Below are 15,850 nucleotides of genomic sequence, written 5' to 3'. Positions count from 1 at the left end.
GGTCAACGCGCCTTGAAGGCGGAACGCAGATCCGGCGGCGGCGCGTTGCGGTCCACGCTGAGCCAACCGCCCTTCACCGTCAGCTCCGCCGACTGGATGACCGTGCGCTGGTGCCAGTGGTCATCGGTCTTGGCCTCGGGCTCGCCACTCTGGTGCGTGAAGTAGAAGAGGTAGGCCCGGCCGTCCACGACAGTAACGCCGGGGTGCTGGCCCTTGGCGCGGTCGGTGGGATGCTGGCCGATATCGGACAGCAGCCGCGTGGGCTGCTCCTCCCAGTTCTGCGCGTCGTCAGAGCGCAGCACCAGCAGGCCCTTCCACAGGTCGGCCACCAGCCACCACTTGCCGGCGAACTGGAACACGGTGGGGCCTTCGCCCGCCAGGTTGCTCACCTGGCCACGCACGATCCAGGTCTTCAGGTCGGGGCTGTCGGCCACCTTGAGCTTGCTGCCGGCGGCTTCGTCCTTGAACCACATGCGGTAGCCGCCCTGCGGAGCGCGGATGACGCTCGCGTCGATGACCTTGGGCGAGCCCAGGTCCGCCTTGCCGGCGCATTGCCAGTTGCGCAGATCGGTGCTGGTGAGGTGCTCGATGCGGCGCTCGCCGGTCCAGCTCTTGTGAACGCCCGGCACGATGGTGAGCCACAGGTGGTAGACACCGTCGAACTCCTGGATCTCGGGCGCCCACAGCGTGACGCCGGTGCACTCGGCGGGAAACTTGGCTTCGCTGTCGAAGCTCCATTTGTTGCCGTCGCGCGTCGTCGCGATGCCGATGGGCGTGGCATGCACCCAGGTGACGTCCTTGGGGTCGTCCAGCCGCACCGTGGCGCGGCGGTTCGTATAGAACATCTCCCAGCGCTTGAGGCCGCGGTTGAAGACCAGGGACACGTCGGCCGCGCCGTCCAGAGTGGGGTCGCGGTAGAGCGGACGCGGGGCGGGCTCGGGCGTCACCGTGGCGCAACCGGCCAGGGCCGCGAGCAGCGTCAGCGAGGCAATGAGCTTCATGGCGTGACCTTGATCGGCAGATGGCGCGGTGCCCTCATGGCGGCGCCCAAATGAAAACTGGTGTGCGGCGGCTGGTTGTAGCCGGCGTTCTGCGCGGCGACCTGCACGCGGTATTGCGGGTCGTGCATCAGCGTCACCAGCCGATGCTCGGTCGGGATGGCCGTGGAGAACACCAGTAGCGCGGTGCTGTCCTCGTTGCGCCAGACCACCTCCTCACGCCAGTCGCCGAACAGGTCGGCCGACAGCACCGGGTTGCCCTTGGTGCCGTTGTTGGACGCGGCGCGGAAGTCCTTGCCGTTCAGCACGGGCTCGAACTTGAAGGCGGCCGGGTTCCACTTGTCGATGGCGACGTGGTCCAGCGATTCGCGCAGCAGGTCGCCGTCCCACCAGATCGCAAAGTTGTAGCGGTTGGGGTGCTTGTCGCTGATGAGCTTGCCGCTGGCGTTCATCAGGCCTCCGACGTTGCCCCAGCATTCGGCGCCAGGGTGAGCAGGGTCGATGTCGAAGCAGACGCCGCGGCCCACGTCGGTGTTGTTGCCGGACATGCTCCACAGCACCTTGCCTGTGGCGGCGTCGTGCATCTCCAGGCCGTGCTCGCCGTAGCAGCGCGGGCTCTCGTGCACCATGAAGACCTGCTGGCCTTCGCGCGCGGGATCGTGGTTGCTGACATGCAGCGCGTCGCCGTGGCACAGGCCGGTGCTGTAGAGCAGCTTGCCGGTGCTGGCGATGGTGGCGGCGCCGTAGATGATGTCCTGCTTTCCGTCGCCGTCCACATCGGCCACCGAGAACCAGTGCGCGCCCTGCCCTGCGGCGGGCTTGCTCGCGTCGTCGGCGGCGCTGTCGAACACCCAGCGCTTGCTCAGCTTGCCGTCGCGCCAGTCCCAGGCGGCGATGACGGCGCGTGTGTAGTAGCCGCGCGAGAACACCGCGCTGGGTCGCTGGCCGTCGAGATACGCCACGCCGGCCAGGAATCGGTCCACGCGGTTGCCATAGCCATCGCCCCAGCCCTCGCCCTGACCGCCGCGCGGCGGGTCGTAGTTGGCGCTGGCCATCGCCGCGCCGGTGAGGCCGTTGAAGACGGTGACCCACTCGGGCCCGGCCAGGATGTAGCCGGTCGCGTTGCGGTGGTCGGCGGCGGCATCGCCGATGACCTTGCCCTGCCCATCGACGGTGCTGTCAGCGGTCTTCATCATGACCTCGGCCTTGCCGTCGCCGTCCAGGTCGTAGGCCACGAGTTGCGTGTAATGCGCGCCGGCGCGGATGTTGCGCCCAAGGTCGATCCGCCACAGCCGCGTGCCGTCGAGCCTGTAGGCATCGACGAGGGTGTTGCCGGTATAGCCGCGCTGCGAGTTGTCCTTCGCGTTGGTGGGCTGCCACTTGACGATGAGTTCGTACTGCCCATCGCCATCCACGTCGGCCGGCGCACCGTCGTTCATCTGGTAGGTGTAGGCCACGCCGTCGGGCGTGGTGCCGCCTTCGGGCTTTTGCAGCGGGATGCGCAGATAGGGCTGGCTCCACGGCGGCACGCCAGCCGGCGCCGCCTGCTCGCGGCCATCGACGACGGCGCGCACGGTGTAGAGGCTGTCGGCACGGCCATCAGCGTCCGTGAGATTGGTCAGCGCCTGCGGCTTGTCGTTCAGCCGCTTGCCGTCGCGGTAGACATTGAAGCGCACACCGGCCGGCTCGTTGCCCAGCAGCCGCCAGCTGACAAACACGCCTTGCGGCGTGCTCAGCGCGACGACGCCGCGGTCGAGCTTCTCGACCTGGAGGCCATCGGCTTGAGCGGCGGCGGCCACCGCGAACAGCAGGGCGCAGGCCAGTTTGGAGATCGAGGAAGTCATGCAGCTATCCATTTCTTGATCACGCGACCGTGGTGCACCTGTTCGGGCCGAGCGCCGGGCCGCTCCCAAGCCGGCCCGTCTGGCGATGTGCGAGCGGCTCAATGCCGCAAGCATCGCCGCCCCCTCGGGCGGCCGCTCAGACCGTCCGCGTTCAGCGCGGCGGGCTGGGCGAGGGGTTAAAAAAAAGGCCCCTTGCGGGGCCCGCACCTGAAATTCAGGCGCAACAGGATTGGCCACTCGGACCAGGCCCGGAGATCACAGCTTGTAGCCGATGGTCAGGTAGTAGCGACGGCCCGACCAGGCCAGTTCGTTGGGGCGCGACAGGTCGCCCGCGTAGGTCAGCTCGGCCTGATCGGTCAGGTTCTTGGCCTCGATGGCGAACGTGAAGTTCTTCGTCGCCTTCCATTGCAGCTTGGCGTCCAGGTAAGCGGTCTTGTCGCGGAAGTTCGGGTTGCCCGACACGTCGTTGCCACCGGTGTAGTACTTGTCGCGGTGGTGGTAGGCCACGCGGGCGTTGAACTGCCCGTCGTCGTACCACAGGCCCAGGTTGTAGGCCATCTTCGACAGGCCCGGGTACGGCAGCACCGAGTTGTCCAGCGGGCTGATCAGCTCATTGCCCTGCGCGTAGCTGAACGTCATGCGGGTGACGTTGGCGTCCACGCCGAAGTTGCTCGCCCAGCCGGGCAGGAAGGTCAGCGCCGTGCGGCCTGCCAGCTCCAGGCCCTGGGTGCGCGCACCCTCGCCGTTGATGGCCTGCGTGACGTCGAACAGGCGGCCGTCGCCGTAGAAGTTCACGCCGCGATTGACGATGCCCGTGCGGACATACGTGTTGATGTCGGTGCGGAACGTCGCCAGGCTGACCTGCGTGTCGCGGCTGGGGTAGTACTCCAGGCTCAGGTCGTACTTGGTGGCACGGTAGGGCTTCAGGTCGGGGTTGCCAGCCGAGCAGTCGTCCGTGCCGTCGCCACCGCGGGCCGGATCGCCGCTGCCGGTGGTGCAGGTCACGTTGGGCGCCAGCAGGTTGATCGCCGGGCGGGCCATCACCTTGGCCCAGCCGCCACGCACCAGCAGCTTGCCGTTCAGCAGCTGCAGCGTGCCGTTCAGGCTGGGCAGAACGTCGTTGTAGCTGTTGCTGAGCGTCACCACCGTGTTGCTGTTGACCACCGGCGAGCAGCTCGACACGGTAGCCGGGTTGCAGGTGCGGTCCGTGCGGATGCCCGTCGAGGTCACGTCGGTGCGGGCATAGCGCACGCCCACGTTGCCGTCCAGCGGCAGACCGAGGATCTCCGTGCCCCAGTCCAGACGCACATAGGCTGCCTTGATCTTCTCGCTGACGTCGAAGGCCGGGATCTGCGGGTAGGTCTTGCCGTCGCTGCCGGGCGTCTCGTACAGGTAGCCGTGGTTGAAGGCGCTGGTGTCGAAGATGCCGGACGACGCCGCCGCCGCGTAGCTGGGGGCGGTCCAGTTGGCAGGCACGCCGGAGATGTCGCCGTAGCCGCCAAAGAAGGTGCCAGGCGACTTGGTGCGGACCGCGTTGATGATCTCCTGCATGCGTGCGCCGTTGACGTAGGACGTCTTGAAGCCGCTGTTGATGAAGGTCTGCGAGTCGTTGGGGCGCTGTGCGGCGCCGGTGTACAGCGGGTCAAAGACGATCGTCTGGTTGACGTTGGCGCCGCGGGCGTTGATGTCCACGGCCTCGTCGGTCGCCGTCAGGCTGCCGTTGTTCTGCACCAGGTAGCCGCCGCCGTTGTACTGGCGCGAGCTGGAGTCACGCACCTGGCCGCCGAACCACAGGCTCTGGAAGAAGCTGTGGTCGAAGTTGTACTGCAGATCCAGCTTGCCCTGGCGCTCCTTGTTCTGCGTGGCCGACGGGCGGTACTGCAGCTGCGCCTGCACGTAGGAAGAGGCGTCGTCGGGGCTGTAGTTGGCGGGGAAGGTGAAATGCGGCAGGCGCTGATCATCCAGCGTGACGACCAGGCCAGGCGCGTTCTGCGTGAGCGAGATGGCGTTGCTCTCGCTCTTGTAGTCCGACTTGGAGTCGCCCAGCAGGCCTTCGATGCGCCAGTTGTTGTTCTTGTACTTGAAGCCGGCGGTGGTGTACTTGGACTCGATGTCCAGCGCGAAGTCGCGCGCCGACGTGCCGAAGGCGCCCTGGCCACCCTGGCCGGCCACGTTCAGGCAGTTGCCCACGGTGTACTGGGTGACGTGGTGGTTCTCCACCACCATGCCGGCCGGCGTGGCTGCGCCGCTGACGCCCGTGCAGGTGCCGCCCGAGGGCACAGCGGTGGCCGAGTAGACGGGTGCATTGCCGGCGTTGGACAAGCGCGTGGCAGCGGTGAGGTCCGTACCGAAGTTCATGTCGTTGAGCCGCTGCGCCTGCGTGTTGACCTGGTGGCTCACGTAGGCGTCAAGGTCCTTGCTGAACTTGTACTGCGCCGTCACCTCCGCAGAGCTGCGCTTGTGGTCCCGCTCCCAGATGCCATAGCGGGCGATGCGTGGCGCGTAGTCGAACCACTGACTCAGGCAGGGCGTACGGTCGGCGGCAGCGAGTGCGGAACAGCCGGCGGACGTGGTCACGGCAGCGGCATTGGCGTTCAGGCTGGTGATGGTCTTCTCGGGCGAGAAGTCCCAGTCACGCAGGAAGTTCCACGAGGTGTTGCGGCTGAAGTCGCCGCGCGTGTGGATGTTGTCGTAGACCAGGTTGGCCATGACACCCAACTTGCCGTCGAAGAACTTGTCAGCCAGCAGCAGCGAACCACGCGGCTGCACACCGCCGCGCAGGCTACCCTGCTCGGCCGACAGCGAACCGGCAATGGTGCGCTTGGTGAAGTCCAGCGGCTTGCGCGTGTTGATGCGCACGGTGCCGCCCACGCCACCTTCCGTCACGTCAGCGGTGGAGCCCTTGACGACGTCGATGGAGGCAATCAGCTCGGAGGCCAGCTCACGCAGCTCGGCGCCGCGGCCGGCGCCACCATTGGTGCCCAGCACCGACATGCCGTTGATTTCGACGCGGTTCAGGTCGGGCTCGACGCCGCGAATGGAGACCTGCGAGCCTTCACCGAACTCGCGGCTCAACTGCACACCGGTGATCCGCGACAGCGCTTCGCCGACGTTCTTGTCCGGGAACTGGTCGATGTCTTCCGCCACGATGCTGTCGGTGACGGTAGAGGCGTTCTTCTTGCGGTCGATGGCGCTCTGGATGGAGCGACGGATACCCGTCACGACGACGGTATCGAGCTGATTCGTCTCGGCCTTGGCGGCCGAGGCGGCGGCGGCCGGCGCGGCGGTTTGCGTCTGTGCGTGCGCGGCCTGACCGGCCAGTGCGGCGGAAATGGCGAGCGCCAGCGGCGTCCAGCGCGGCGTGCGCGCGTGGTGGATGTTCAGCATTTGTCTGCCTCCAGAAATACTTGCGAGATGGCTGCTATGCCGCAGCCTTCATATTGCCCCGGCGGCAGTCTAGGGGGCTGATTTCCGGCTGTGTTTGGCGCTAGCCAAAGAATCAAGGACGTGATTGCTTGGCATCAGGCAAACCCTGGCGCGCGCACCAATCAATCATGCGCATGAGCGAAGCGACCGATCCATGTTGCAGCGCCGCATGCTCGTGGCGCGCGAATATCACTTCCCGAATCCATCGGATCGATATTGGATATTCGCGATTTTCATATTCAGCGGATATTCATCACCCGCAGCGAATCAGGGTTTGCGATTCAACCAGGCCTTTGGCACAGGAATCACGCAGATACTCATTTCGCGCCCGTCGGCGGCCAGCATGGCGGACTGGATCTGGATCTTCTTGCCGTCCGGGCTGAAGGTCGGGTGGGGGTGGTCCCGCGCGGTGTCCTTGTGGCCGGCGCTGAGCAGCATCATTTCGCGCGTCTTGCGGTCGATGAGCCAGATGTCGCGCTTGAAGTCGTCGCCCACCGCGAAGCGGCCGTCCGGCGAGCCGTGCACATGCCACAGGCCGCTGCCCTTGAGCGTCTGGCCGGCGAGCAGGCTCTCGCGGGTGCGCAGGTTGACGATCACGAGGCCGGTCAGCTTCTCGCGCGTGCCCGAGTCGCCCCAGGACTTTTCCTGACCGGGGTTGGCGCCGCCCACCTCGGTGCCGGGCGCGCGGCTCGCGTCTTCCACTCCGGGAATGGGGCGGTGACCCATGATGGCCAACGCCACCTCGTCCTTGCCGATGATTGCCTCATGCGTGACCCACTCGTGTGCAGACTCGGGGTACATCGGGCGCAGGCCGGTGCCGTCGCCCTTGACGGTCCAGGTGCGCTGCGGCGACTTGCCACCGGTCTCCCAGCTGAACACCAGCTCGCCCGGGTTCCACAGGTTGGACTGGATGTGGCCGATCTGGAAGGGCACGGACACAACGTGCTGGAACTCGCCCGTCTTCACGTTGACCTTGCCGATGGCGTGCGGGCCGGCGCCCATGCCGCGCGGGCCGAACGGCGGCTCGATCTTGGTGCCGGCGGGCAGCTTGGCGCCCGCGTAGTCCTTGCCCTGGATGCGGAAGTAGAACCACTGGTTGTCAGCATCCAGCGCGTTGTCGCCAAAGGCCTCCAGTTCGGCCGGCAGCGTCGCGATGACGCGTTGATAGGCGTCCGCCGGCTTCAGCTTGCGGGCCTTGCTGTCGGTGAACACACGGTCCAGGTCCACCTCGATGGCCTGTCGCACCTTGGCGTCGCCGCCCGCCGGGTCCTTGCGCAGGAAGTAGAGCTTGTTGCCGCCCGACTGCGACAGGTTGAGCATGCCCTCGTAGCCGCCCTCGGTGACCTGCACCATCTCGCCGCTGGCCTCGTTGACGGCGATAGCCTCGCCCTTGACACGGTTGGAGCGGAACACCAGCCACTTGCCGTCCGCCGTCCATTGCGGGTGGCTGGGATAGATCTTGGAGTCGCCGCCCGGCTTGGTCGTCAGGAAGGTCAGCGGCGTGCCGGTGACGGGGTCCTTGACGATGCGCTTCTCCGAGGGGACGCGCTGGCCGATCTGGGCCCAGGCGGGCGTCAACGCGAGCACCAGGCTCAGCAGCAGTGAGGTCTTGCGCAACGACATGAGGCGTCTCCGTTTTTGTGTGGCCGGACTCTAGGCCGCGCTCTGTTGCGCGATGTTGCTGGCAGCCAATCGCTCAAGAACTTGCGCCATCGCCGTCAGCCATGCATGGGCAGCTGCTCCTAGCATCCGCGCCATGACTGCCCACCCACTACGCCGCGCACTCGCGGCCCTGCTGTTTGCGCTGCCGTTGGCCCAGGCGCAGGAGTTCACCGCCTCCACCGACCCCGCGCGCGCCCAGGTCACGCTGCCCGAGCCCGCCAAGCCGGCATTGCCGTCGCTGATCCTCATCGGCGACTCCACGGTACGCAACGGCCGGGACGACGGTCAGGGCAAGGGGCCGGAAGGCCAATGGGGCTGGGGCAACCCGATCGCGGCCTACTTCGACCTGAACAAGATCAACGTCGTCAACCGCGCCGTGGGCGGGCTGTCCAGCCGCACCTACCGCAGCAGCGGCCACTGGGAGCGCACCAAGCCCTTCATCAAACGAGGCGACTGGGTGGTCATGCAGTTCGGCCACAACGACGCCAGCCCGGTCAACGACAACAGCCGCGCGCGCGGCGTGCTGCGCGGCACGGGGCCGGAGAAGGAAGACATCAACAACCAGCTGACCGGCAAGCCCGAGACCGTCACCACCTACGGCGCCTACCTGCGCGGCTACGTCGCCGAGATCCGCGCGGCTGGCGCCACGCCGGTCATTGCGTCGCCGGTGATCCGCAAGCGGTGGGAAGCCGACGGCGTGACGGTGACGCGCGCCGGCGGCAACTTCGCCGGATGGGCCGCCGAGGTGGCCCGGCAGGAAGGCGTCGCCTTCATCGACCTCAACGAATGGGGCGCCAAGCGCTACGAGGCGCTGGGCAGGACCGTCGTGGCAACCCTGTTCCCGCCGGACCCCGAGACGGTGCACACCAACTGGCTGGGTGCGGCGGTCAATGCGCAGCTGGTCGTCGCCGGCCTGCTGCAGAACAAGGTGCTGCCCGAGGACGTCTACAAGCAGCGCTTCGCGCCGGACGGCTCGGACGACCGGCCCGTGGTGGACGCCCGCAAGGTCAAGGTCGAGGCCCCGCGCGACGCCAAGCTGCCCAGCCTCGTGCTGATCGGCGACTCCACCGTGCGCAGCGGCGGCCAGAACGGCGCCTTCGGCTGGGGCGAGCGCCTGGCGCCGTTCTTCGACACACAGCGCGTCAACGTCGTCAACAACGCCATCGGTGGCCGCAGCAGCCGTACCTTCTTCACCGAAGGCCGCTGGGCCTCGGTGCTGGAGAACCTGAAGGCCGGCGACTGGATGCTGATCCAGTTCGGCCACAACGACGGCGCCCGCATCGGCGACCCGGCCGGCAAGAACCGCGGCTCGGTGCCCGGCATCGGCGATGAGACAGTGGAAGACACCCGCCCCGACGGCAGCAAGGAAGCCGTGCAGAGCTTCGGCTGGTACCTGAAGCGCTACATCACCGACGCGCGCGCCAAGGGTGCGAACGTGGTGGTGCTGTCGCCCATCCCGCACAAGGACCGCTGGAAGCCCGAGCAGCCGCGCGACTTCGAGAACTACGCCGCCTGGGGCGAGCAGGTCGCCAAGGCCAACGGCGCCCAGTTCATCGACCTGACGCTGCGCGTTGCCGAGGCCTACCGAGCCATCGGCGCCGAACGCGTGGATGGCTTCTTCTCCGACGCCCGCACCCACACCAACGACGCCGGTGCGGTGTTCAACGCCACCCAGCTCGTCGAGGGCCTCAAGCGCCTGCCCGGCCAGCCCTTCAAGGGCTGGCTGCGCGAGCCCGGTTTGTAATTTTTCAGATCTTGTTGCCAGCTCCGAAAAAACTCGCTTAGAATGGCGGGCTCAGGCGCTTTAGCTCAGCCGGTTAGAGCGACGGAATCATAATCCGCAGGTCCGGGGTTCGAATCCCTGAAGCGCCACCAAAATCCGAACGGCCCGAGCATTGCTCGGGCCGTTTGTCTTTCCGCAGCTCCGCAGCCACTGGACATGCCATGTACCGCTGTGCACTCTCGTTGACGCTGGCCGCCACCTGCCTGGTGGCCCACGCGCAGACCCACCGCCCCTTCCCCGCCACCGCGATGCGCGGCGAGCTGCAGATCACGCAGTTCCCGGATGCACGCCTGAACGGCAAGCCCGCCCGCCTGGCGCCGGGAGCGCGCATCAAGAACGAGGTCAACCTGTGGGTGCCGCCGGCCGGCCTCACGGGCCAGAAGCTGGTGGTGCACTACACGGTGGAGAGCAGCGGGCTCATCATGGACGTGTGGGTACTGAATCCCGCCGAGCTGGCCAACAAGCCCTGGCCCACGACGCCCGCCGAGTCGGCCACCTGGCAGTTCAACCCCGGCAACCAGACCTGGATCAAGCGATGAACGAGACCTCTCAGAAGAAGGTCTATATCAAGACCTTCGGCTGCCAGATGAACGAGTACGACTCGGACAAGATGGCCGATGTGCTCGAGGCCGCCAAGGGCTACACGCCCACGGATGACCCCGAGCAGGCCGACCTCATCCTGTTCAACACCTGCTCGGTGCGCGAGAAGGCGCAGGAGAAGGTGTTCAGCGACCTCGGCCGCGTGAAGCATCTGAAGGCCAAGGGCGTCATGATCGGCGTGGGCGGCTGCGTGGCCAGCCAGGAAGGCGCCGCCATCATCGAGCGCGCGCCGTATGTCGACGTCGTCTTCGGCCCGCAGACGCTGCACCGCCTGCCGCAGATGCTGGAAGCCCGCCGCGAGCAACGCCGCCCGCAGGTGGACATCTCCTTCCCCGAGATCGAGAAGTTCGACCACCTGCCGCCGGCCAAGGTCGAGGGCGCTTCGGCCTTCGTCTCCATCATGGAAGGCTGCTCCAAGTACTGCAGCTACTGCGTGGTGCCCTACACCCGCGGTGAGGAAGTCTCGCGCCCCTTCGACGACGTGCTGACCGAGATCGCCGGTTTGGCCGACCAGGGCGTCATGGAGATCAACCTGCTGGGCCAGAACGTCAATGCCTACCGCGGCAAGATGGGCGACACGGCCGAGTTCGCCGACTTGGCCCTGCTGCTGGAGTACGCCGCCGAGATCCCCGGCATCCGGCGTCTGCGCTTCACCACCAGCCACCCCAACGAGTTCAGCCCGCGCCTCATCGAGGCCTACGGCAAGATCCCGCAGCTGGTGAACCACCTGCACCTGCCCGTGCAGCACGGCAGCGACCGCATCCTGATGGCGATGAAGCGCGGCTACACGGCGCTGGAGTTCAAGAGCATCGTCCGCAAGCTGCGCGCCATCCGCCCGGACCTGCGCCTGGCCAGCGACTTCATCGTCGGCTTCCCCGGCGAGACCGACGACGACCACGCCAGGCTGATGAAGCTGGTGCACGACGTCGGCTTCGACGCCTCGTTCAGCTTCATCTTCAGCCCACGCCCCGGCACGCCGGCCGCCGCGCTGGAGGACACGACGCCCTACGAGACCAAGGTCAAGCGCCTGCAGGAACTGCAGGCCGCCATCGAGGCCCACGCGTTGACGATTTCGCAAGGCATGGTCGGCAAGGTGGAAAAGGTGCTGGTCACCGGCAACGCCCGCAAGGACGCGTCCGAGCTGATGGGCCGCACCGAGTGCAACCGCATCGTCAACTTCGCCGGCTCGCCGCGGCTGATGAACCAGTTGGTGGACGTGCGCATCACGACCGCCTTCGCGCATTCGCTGCGCGGCGAGGTCGTCACGACTGAGGACGTGCTCAGCGCCTGAAACTGAGCAAATACCACTGTGGCAGGGCCACGCCGAGCACCAGCAACGCGTAGCCGGCCATGCGGCCGTCGCGGCCCAGCACGACCAGCGCCGCGATGACCGCAGCCGTGCCGCCCGCTGACCCCCAAGCCCACAACCTGCGCCAGCCCAGAGACTTCGCCTGCCGCCGCCACAGCCCCTTGATCGCCACCGCCAGCAGCGCCGCCAGCCCCCAGGCCGGGGCAAACAGGTTGGCGATGTGCCAAAAGGCGTCGAGTGGACTCATTTTGAGAAAGCTTAGGCCGCAGCTGAAAAAGCGCCGAATCCTACAATTCAACCCATGTCGGTCTTTGCTCTCGGCCTGAACCACAACACCGCCCCGCTGGATCTGCGCGGCCGGTTTGCGTTCACGCTCGAACAGCTGGCTCCGTCGCTGACAGGCCTGCGCCAGAAGTTGCCGGGCACCCCCGAGGCCGCCATCCTGTCCACCTGCAACCGCACCGAGCTGTATGTCGCCGCCCCGACGACGCAGGTCCAGCCCGCCATCGCCTGGCTGGCCCAGACCGGCGGTGTCGAGGCCGGCGAACTGCGTGAGCACGCTTACGTGATGCAGGGCAGCGCCGCCGCGCGCCATGCCTTCCGCGTCGCCAGCGGCCTGGACTCCATGGTGCTGGGCGAGCCGCAGATCCTGGGCCAGATGAAGCAGGCCGTGAAGGAGGCCGAGAACGCCGGCGCCCTGGGCACGACGCTGCACCAGCTGTTCCAGCGCAGCTTCTCGGTGGCCAAGGAAGTGCGCAGCTCCACCGAGATCGGCGCCCACTCCATCAGCATGGCCGCCGCCGCCGTGCGCCTGGCCGGCCAGCTGTTCGAAGACCTGGCCAAGACGCGCGTGCTGTTCGTCGGCGCCGGCGAGATGATCGAGCTGACCGCCACGCACTTCGCCGCCAAGACGCCGCGCAGCATGGCCGTTGCCAACCGCACGCTGGAGCGCGGCGAGAAGCTGGCCATCCGCTTCGGCGCCGAGGCCGTGCGGCTGTCCGACCTGCCCGAGCGCCTGCACGAGTTCGACATCGTCGTGTCGTGCACCGCGTCCAGCCTGCCGCTGATCGGCCTGGGCGCAGTGGAACGCGCGCTGAAGAAACGCAAGCACCGCCCGATGTTCATGGTCGACCTGGCCGTGCCGCGCGACATCGAGCCCGAGGTCGCGCAGCTGGATGACGTCTACCTCTACACCGTCGACGAGCTGGCCCAGCAGGTGCAGACCGCCGGCGAGAAGCGCCAGGCCGCCGTCGCCCAGGCCGAGGCCATCGTCGAGACCGGCGTGCAGAGCTTCATGCACTGGCTGGACCAGCGCCACACCGTGCCGCTGATCCAGGCCCTGCACGCTCAGGCCGATGACTGGCGCGCCGTGGAAACAGCCCGCGCCCGCAAGCTGCTGGCCAAGGGCGCGGACGTGGACGAGGTGCTGGACGCCCTGTCCCGCGGCCTCACGCAAAAGCTGCTGCACGGCACGCTGGCCGAGCTGCACGCCAGCGATGGCGAGCAGCGCCTGCAGCTGGCGCAGACCGTCTCGCGCCTGTTCCTGCGCGGCAGGCAGTCTTAGCGGCGCCCTCGCCGCCGCCCGGCGCCTTCCGCGCGCCGCCTCTGACTGCTTCTCCGATCACGCCCCATGAAAGACTCCCTGCGCCAGCAGTTCGACCGCCTCAGCTTCCGCCTCGCCGAGCTGGACACCATCCTTGCCGATGGCAGCATCGCGGCGGACATGAAGCGCTACCGCGCGCTGACCCGTGAGCAGTCCGAGGTGTCGGGCCTCGTCGAGCGCTACCGCCGCTATCAGGCGCACGAAGCCGACCTCGCCGCCGCGCGCGACATGCTGGCCGATCCGGAAATGGCCGAGATGGCCCGCGAGGAGATCGCGTCCAACGAGGCGGCGCTGGCCACGCTGGACCAGGAGCTGCAGCTCGCGCTGATTCCCAAGGACCCGGACGATGAGCGCAACGCCTTCCTGGAAATCCGCGCCGGCACTGGCGGAGACGAGTCGGCGCTGTTCGCCGGCGACCTGGCGCGCATGTACCTGCGCTTTGCCGAGAACCAGGGCTGGCGCACCGAGATCATGAGCGAGAACGTGTCGGACCTGGGCGGCTACAAGGAACTGGTCGTTCGCGTGGAAGGCGACGGCGTCTACGGCCGCCTCAAGTTCGAATCCGGCGGCCACCGCGTGCAGCGCGTGCCGGCCACCGAAACCCAGGGCCGCATCCACACCAGCGCCTGCACCATCGCCGTGATGCCCGAGCCCGACGAGGCCGAGGCCATCACGCTGAACCCGGCCGACCTGCGCATCGACACCTTCCGCGCCAGCGGCGCCGGCGGCCAGCACATCAACAAGACCGACTCCGCCGTGCGCGTCGTCCACCTGCCGACCGGCATCGTGGCCGAGTGCCAGGACGGCCGCAGCCAGCACAGCAACAAGGCCAAGGCGCTGCAGGTGCTGCAGGCGCGCATCCAGGAGAAGGAGCGCAGCGAGCGCGCCGCCAAGGAGGCCGCCACGCGAAAGGGCCTGATCGGCACCGGCGACCGCAGCGACCGCATCCGTACCTACAACTTCCCGCAGGGTCGGCTGACCGACCACCGCATCAACCTGACGCTCTACAAGCTCGGGCAGATCATGGACGGCGACCTGAACGACGTCATCCAAGGCCTGCTGGCCGCGCAGGCCGCGGAACAGCTGGCCGAGCTGGAAGCCGGCCGCGCATGACCGTCGACGACGCGCTGGCCCTGGCCCGCCAGCTCGGCGTGGAGCGCGGCGACGCGCAAACGCTGCTCAGCCACCTGACCGGCCAGAACCGCACCTGGCTCGTCACGCATGGCGACGCGCCGGCTCCCGGTGCCGAGGCAGCACTGCGCCGCCTCGCGGCAGGCGAGCCGCTGGCCCACCTGACCGGCTGGCAGCCCTTCCATGGTCTGCTGCTGCAGGTCACGCCGTCCACGCTGATCCCACGGCCGGACACCGAGACGCTGGTCGACTGGGCGCTGGAGCTGCTGGCAGACCTGCCCGGCCAACCCCGCGTAGTGGACCTCGGCACCGGCAGCGGCGCCATTGCGCTGGCCATCAAGGCCGCCTGCCCGCGCGCGCAGCTCACGGCCGTGGACTTCAGCGCCGACGCGCTCGCCGTCGCCCGCGCCAATGGTGAACGCCTGGCGCTGGACGTTGACTGGCGTTTTGGTAGCTGGTTCGAGCCGCTGGCCGGCCAGCGCTTCGACCTCATCGTCAGCAACCCGCCCTACATCGCCAGCGACGACCCGCACCTGCCCGCCCTGCGCCACGAGCCGATCACGGCCCTGACGCCCGGCGCCGACGGCATGGCCGACCTGCACACGCTGATTGATGCGGCGCCGCAACATCTGGCGCCCGGCGGCTGGCTGCTGCTGGAGCATGGCTGGGACCAGGCCGATGCGCTGGCCCTGCGACTGGGCGCACGCGGTTACGCCCGGCAGGCACTGCGCCGCGACCTGGCCGGCCGCGCCCGTGCCAGCGGCGGCCGCTGGGCCGGCTGAATCCGGATTCGACGCGCGGTTGGTCGCGTCACCTGTTTACGTGATCTTTTCCCGCCAGATCGTCATTCCCGCGAACGAAATGCCGGCGTAGTATCGAATCCCGGTGCCTGCCTTGCACCGCGCAGGAGACGACCATGACCCGCCTCGCCAGCGCTGCAGTACTGAGCCTCTCTGCCCTGTTCAGCCTGCCGGCCCTCGCGGCCGAGGTCGACGCCAATCCGCGCTGGCAGGCGCGATTGCAACTCTCCAGCTCCGACACGCCCCAGGATTCACGCCCGCAACTGGGCGGCTCACGCGTCCTCAGCGCCAACCTGCTGGGCGACTACTACCTGACCCGATCCGGCCTCAGCGGCCTCAGCGGCGGCCTGCGCGCCACCGGCGGCCTGCTGACCGGCCCGCTGTCGGTCTCGCAGAGCAGCGGCGGTCTGGCGCTGGGCAGCGGCCCGGTGTCGGCGGGCCGGCGCAATGTCTCGCTCACCAGCGCCGACGCCTACGCGCTGGAGCCCAGCGGCAACCTGTCCTATCTGGGCATAGGCTACACGGGCCGCGTGACGGGCGGCGGGCTGTCCTTCAGCGCCGACCTGGGCCTGGTGTCCGGCAGCGTGGGCCTGCGGCTGGGCCGCAGCAGCGCCCAGGGTTTCGAGGACGCGATGCGCGACCTGCGCTTCAAGCCCTTGCTGCAACTGGGTCTGGCCTACAGCTACTGAGGCCG

General features: G+C 68.0%; 12 protein-coding genes and 1 tRNA gene. 8 read left to right on the top strand and 5 right to left on the bottom strand.

Annotated elements, in window-relative coordinates; genetic code table 11:
• Nucleotides 1-2: 2 nt before the first annotated feature.
• From J2X21_RS01160 to J2X21_RS01145, 4 genes are all read right to left on the bottom strand, one after another.
• The gene (locus J2X21_RS01160; protein WP_310323834.1) at nt 3-1,001 is read right to left on the bottom strand and encodes a glycoside hydrolase family protein; all 999 of its coding nucleotides are present in this window, start codon (nt 999-1,001) and stop codon (nt 3-5) included.
• Nucleotides 998-2,842, bottom strand: a complete 1,845-nt coding sequence (locus tag J2X21_RS01155; RefSeq protein WP_310323832.1) for a rhamnogalacturonan lyase — start codon at nt 2,840-2,842, stop codon at nt 998-1,000. Before J2X21_RS01155 ends, J2X21_RS01160 begins: the two co-directional genes overlap by 4 nt.
• Nucleotides 2,843-3,097: 255 nt before the next feature.
• A complete protein-coding gene (locus J2X21_RS01150) occupies nt 3,098-6,229 on the bottom strand; it encodes a TonB-dependent receptor (protein ID WP_310323831.1) in 3,132 nt (1,043 codons plus the stop codon).
• A gap of 306 nt (nt 6,230-6,535) precedes the next feature.
• On the bottom strand, nt 6,536-7,891 hold the full coding sequence (locus tag J2X21_RS01145; protein ID WP_310323829.1) for a TolB-like translocation protein: 1,356 nt from the start codon (nt 7,889-7,891) through the stop codon (nt 6,536-6,538).
• Between the two features lie 133 nt (nt 7,892-8,024).
• Between J2X21_RS01145 and J2X21_RS01140 the strand changes: the two genes are divergently transcribed.
• The 4 genes from J2X21_RS01140 to miaB all read left to right on the top strand — a co-directional run bounded on the left by J2X21_RS01140 (nt 8,025) and on the right by miaB (nt 11,604).
• Nucleotides 8,025-9,674, top strand: a complete 1,650-nt coding sequence (locus J2X21_RS01140) for a rhamnogalacturonan acetylesterase (RefSeq protein WP_310323827.1) — start codon at nt 8,025-8,027, stop codon at nt 9,672-9,674.
• Between the two features lie 54 nt (nt 9,675-9,728).
• Nucleotides 9,729-9,805, top strand: a tRNA-Met gene (locus J2X21_RS01135).
• Nucleotides 9,806-9,874: 69 nt separating this feature from the next.
• A complete protein-coding gene (locus J2X21_RS01130) occupies nt 9,875-10,252 on the top strand; it encodes a hypothetical protein (protein ID WP_310323825.1) in 378 nt (125 codons plus the stop codon).
• Complete coding sequence (gene miaB / locus J2X21_RS01125; RefSeq protein ID WP_310323823.1) at nt 10,249-11,604, top strand: tRNA (N6-isopentenyl adenosine(37)-C2)-methylthiotransferase MiaB; 1,356 nt, start codon at nt 10,249-10,251, stop codon at nt 11,602-11,604. Before J2X21_RS01130 ends, miaB begins: the two co-directional genes overlap by 4 nt.
• Here miaB and J2X21_RS01120 read toward each other — a convergent pair.
• Nucleotides 11,594-11,869, bottom strand: a complete 276-nt coding sequence (locus J2X21_RS01120) for a hypothetical protein (protein WP_310323820.1) — start codon at nt 11,867-11,869, stop codon at nt 11,594-11,596. The genes miaB and J2X21_RS01120 overlap by 11 nt on opposite strands.
• Nucleotides 11,870-11,923: 54 nt before the next feature.
• Here J2X21_RS01120 and hemA point away from each other — a divergent pair, with 54 nt between their 5' ends.
• From hemA to J2X21_RS01100, 4 genes are all read left to right on the top strand, one after another.
• Entirely contained in the window at nt 11,924-13,186 is a 1,263-nt protein-coding gene (gene hemA, locus J2X21_RS01115) for a glutamyl-tRNA reductase (protein WP_310323817.1), read from the top strand.
• A gap of 66 nt (nt 13,187-13,252) precedes the next feature.
• Nucleotides 13,253-14,338: a peptide chain release factor 1 gene (gene prfA / locus J2X21_RS01110; protein WP_310323813.1), complete on the top strand. Its 1,086-nt coding sequence runs from the start codon at nt 13,253-13,255 to the stop codon at nt 14,336-14,338.
• Nucleotides 14,335-15,138 (top strand): peptide chain release factor N(5)-glutamine methyltransferase, encoded by an 804-nt coding sequence (gene prmC, locus J2X21_RS01105; RefSeq protein WP_310323811.1) that lies wholly within the window; start codon nt 14,335-14,337, stop codon nt 15,136-15,138. Before prfA ends, prmC begins: the two co-directional genes overlap by 4 nt.
• A gap of 134 nt (nt 15,139-15,272) precedes the next feature.
• Entirely contained in the window at nt 15,273-15,845 is a 573-nt protein-coding gene (locus J2X21_RS01100) for a hypothetical protein (protein ID WP_310323809.1), read from the top strand.
• Nucleotides 15,846-15,850: the final 5 nt, after the last annotated feature.

The sequence above is a fragment of the Roseateles asaccharophilus genome, assembly GCF_031458115.1.
GTDB classification, from domain to species: Bacteria; Pseudomonadota; Gammaproteobacteria; order Burkholderiales; family Burkholderiaceae_C; genus Pelomonas; species Pelomonas asaccharophilus_A.
The sequence above is the reverse complement of the archived record's forward strand: the minus strand, read 5'-3'. Positions and strand labels throughout refer to the sequence as shown.

Bases quoted from the DNA above. Each gene is read 5' to 3' on its own strand.
- J2X21_RS01160 (WP_310323834.1), bottom strand. From the start codon at position 1,001: ATGAAGCTCATTGCCTCGCTGACGCTGCTCGCGGCCCTGGCCGGTTGC.
- J2X21_RS01155 (WP_310323832.1), bottom strand. From the start codon at position 2,842: ATGACTTCCTCGATCTCCAAACTGGCCTGCGCCCTGCTGTTCGCGGTG.
- J2X21_RS01150 (WP_310323831.1), bottom strand. From the start codon at position 6,229: ATGCTGAACATCCACCACGCGCGCACGCCGCGCTGGACGCCGCTGGCG.
- J2X21_RS01145 (WP_310323829.1), bottom strand. From the start codon at position 7,891: ATGTCGTTGCGCAAGACCTCACTGCTGCTGAGCCTGGTGCTCGCGTTG.
- J2X21_RS01140 (WP_310323827.1), top strand. From the start codon at position 8,025: ATGACTGCCCACCCACTACGCCGCGCACTCGCGGCCCTGCTGTTTGCG.
- J2X21_RS01130 (WP_310323825.1), top strand. From the start codon at position 9,875: ATGTACCGCTGTGCACTCTCGTTGACGCTGGCCGCCACCTGCCTGGTG.
- miaB (WP_310323823.1), top strand. From the start codon at position 10,249: ATGAACGAGACCTCTCAGAAGAAGGTCTATATCAAGACCTTCGGCTGC.
- J2X21_RS01120 (WP_310323820.1), bottom strand. From the start codon at position 11,869: ATGAGTCCACTCGACGCCTTTTGGCACATCGCCAACCTGTTTGCCCCG.
- hemA (WP_310323817.1), top strand. From the start codon at position 11,924: ATGTCGGTCTTTGCTCTCGGCCTGAACCACAACACCGCCCCGCTGGAT.
- prfA (WP_310323813.1), top strand. From the start codon at position 13,253: ATGAAAGACTCCCTGCGCCAGCAGTTCGACCGCCTCAGCTTCCGCCTC.
- prmC (WP_310323811.1), top strand. From the start codon at position 14,335: ATGACCGTCGACGACGCGCTGGCCCTGGCCCGCCAGCTCGGCGTGGAG.
- J2X21_RS01100 (WP_310323809.1), top strand. From the start codon at position 15,273: ATGACCCGCCTCGCCAGCGCTGCAGTACTGAGCCTCTCTGCCCTGTTC.